Source organism: Candidatus Igneacidithiobacillus taiwanensis (genome assembly GCF_031962545.1).
GTDB classification, from domain to species: Bacteria; Pseudomonadota; Gammaproteobacteria; order Acidithiobacillales; family Acidithiobacillaceae; genus Igneacidithiobacillus; species Igneacidithiobacillus taiwanensis.
In genome coordinates this window covers 1-2,701 of the sequence record NZ_JAVRKK010000212.1, presented here as the reverse complement: position 1 = coordinate 2,701, position 2,701 = coordinate 1, and the positions used below count along the sequence as shown (strand labels likewise).

The following is a 2,701-nucleotide window of genomic DNA, read 5'->3' as shown; positions in this document are numbered from 1 at the left end:
ACCCGGCCCATACGGACTGGCTTGTCTGGTCCTTCCATGAGCAACTCTGGACCCTTGGCGAACTGGCCGAGTATCTGGACCTCGATGCGGCCAAGGCCCGGTGCTATGTCCCAGACACCCCGGAGGAAGCCTACCAAGAGGGCCGGAACGTGCTTTTGTTCCATACGGCCCGTAAATGGGCATACAGCGCGATTCGGGACTATTGGGCACCCAATGGCCTACCCCGATGGCAAGATGCGATTTTGGGGCATTTACGGGCCATTAACGGGCAATTTCACGCGCCCCTCTACGAACCAGAACTCAGGACCATTGCCAAGAGCATCGCCAAGTGGACTTGGCGGCACATTACGCCCGCAGGCCTGCAAGACCTGATCGAGCGCACCCACACGCCAGAGTTACAGCGGGAGAGGGGCAGGAGGGCTACCAATCAGGCAGAGGCTGGAATCGCCAGCGGACAGGCCCGCAGGCGATCCAGAGAGCAGGACCGCGCTACCGCAAGGCTCTTGCAGGCGCGGGGATACAGCTATCGACAGATTGCACGGGAGCTAGGCGTGCCCAAATCAACAATCGGGGACTGGTGCGTAGGTGTCCGATGAACGGCCTATATCAGATAACAGCCAGCAGGGGCGGCTTGAGTGTAGCGAAAGAACCGCCCCGAATCGGCTGGGCCGCAGGCAGGTAGGGAGGCAAAGCCGACCGGCCACCTGCCGTCGCGGCTTCCACGGGTTTGCCGATGACGGCACCTGATCCCGCCGTAGCAGCGGGGAGACCTAGATCGACAGATCAGAAAACTAAATTAGGCTGGCCGAGACCTAGCGAACGGAGTGAGCGCAGGGCGCAGGCCAGCGCTTCGGGGGAAAGCATATCGGCCAAGACATCGGCCAAGGGTAGTCGAGGCCTTGATGTCCGGCACGGATTGGAGGGGGATCGCGGGGGAGGGTTGAGGGATAAGGCCGCACCTTATGACGTAACCTACTAGCCGTAGCCGCGCTACGACAGTAGGCCAAGAGGGGCTACCCCCCTTTGGAAACCCCCTTGCCGACCTATGCAATCCGATTCGCCGGATGAACCTCGCCCACCGTCCCCTTCCCCTTCAGGGCGGGGACCCCTCGCAGGCGAGGCGCGCCCGTCGCGCGTCCGGCTCGATGCGGACCTGTGCTGTGCATGGGCTGGATGGTCTGCCAATGGATCGGGGCTGGCTTGGCTTCCGCGCCTATAGCTGGCGACTGTGCCGGACTCAACAAAGCAACAACCGGCCCCGCCTTATTAAATATGACGCATCATATTTAATTATTTATTTTATATGATGCGTCATAGATAAAATCCCCATCATCAGCGATGATGGATCGCGCCATACCGGGGGTCGATTCCATAGCCAGGTTTGCAGCTTTCCGTAATCGTTTTTTTCCGCTGCCTGCTGCCTTGTTCCAGTGTGATTCGATAGGTTCACATTCCTGCTTCCATTGCGCTTCTGTAGCTGGTTCCGCACCGCTTACATTGGCTATCCGGTCAGCGTTGATTGCCGTGTTTATTGAGATCGGTTCATTGCCTTTTGGAACTTCGTTGAGTGATTTCCCCTATCTCGTGTGTGTTAAAAATTCTCTACAGGATGGGCCATGTAAACCGCGCAGGGTTTCCAAGGCGCGTGGAAGCCGCTCGACTACGTCTTGCAACTCCCATTCATCCTGTGAGGCAGGCGCGCTTAAGGGTTTCTCTGGCAAGAAACCCGCGCGGCTGGAAAAAGCTATGCACCAGGAGGACTCGCCGCAGTCGTAATCGGCACGCCTGAGCGAGTGCTGTGCCGTGCTGGGAATCGAACTGATGTAATCCGATTCGCCGGATACCCGCGCTCCCCGTCTCCGCTGCGTAGCAGCGGAGCCTCTCGCTCTTGGGGCGTGCCCGTCGCGCGTCCGGCTCGTTACCAATGCGTAAATGGTCTGCCAATAGTGTTTTGCGATTCAGGCCTTAAGCTGCATCCAATTTAATTTATCCTTAATTGCACAAGATAACTTTCCAACTTTTTTCATAGATGGCAATTCAATTAAATTATAAGTTATGTGAGAAAACAAAAAAAGCAAAGATCCAACTATTCCAGCAAGACAGAAATGTCCAAAAATAGTAAGTTTCAATTCTTTTGTGAATACTTCAAAAAATAACCAGAGAAATATAAATTGCATTATATAAAAGCTGTATGATAGGTCACCAATTTTTCTTGCGGCTGTTGATGTTAGCACACCAAACATATCGTTTCCGCTTGATATTATGATGAATATTATAGAATATAATATTGTCGGTAATGTCCAAGACATTGAACTATTTGGACCGAGTGGTCCTGTTGTATTCTTTGAAGCAAGTATAATTATTACTGAAATTAATATCACAAAAATAGACGCTATTTTACTTTTCATTATACTAATCAAATAATTACCGCATGAATTATTTATTTCATAGGCTATAATTCCAGACAAGAAGAATATAAATAACTTGTAATTAAGTTCGTTATAGTTAGCAAAGAAAATTAAAACAAATAGCGTTAAAGATGATAAAACTACATCTCTAAATTTTCCATGATGGGTTACAGAGTATAAAAATGGTAATGCAAGGCGGTTTTAAGTTTGAAGTGCAACACCCGCATATAACTCTCTGACTTGCTGCGCCATAACTTCGGCGGGTGTCCGAAATCCCAGACATTTCCTGGGGC

2 protein-coding genes are annotated in these 2,701 nt (G+C 51.4%); one reads left to right on the top strand and one right to left on the bottom strand.

The features are described from left to right. Positions 1–596: primase C-terminal domain-containing protein (locus tag RTI30_RS13825; RefSeq protein WP_312284086.1), on the top strand; the 596-nt coding region annotated here is incomplete at its 5' end. A 1,362-nt stretch (positions 597–1,958) separates the two neighbouring features. Here RTI30_RS13825 and RTI30_RS13820 read toward each other — a convergent pair. Next, the gene (locus tag RTI30_RS13820) at positions 1,959–2,408 is read right to left on the bottom strand and encodes a hypothetical protein (protein WP_312284085.1); all 450 of its coding nucleotides are present in this window, start codon (positions 2,406–2,408) and stop codon (positions 1,959–1,961) included. Positions 2,409–2,701 lie beyond the last annotated feature (293 nt).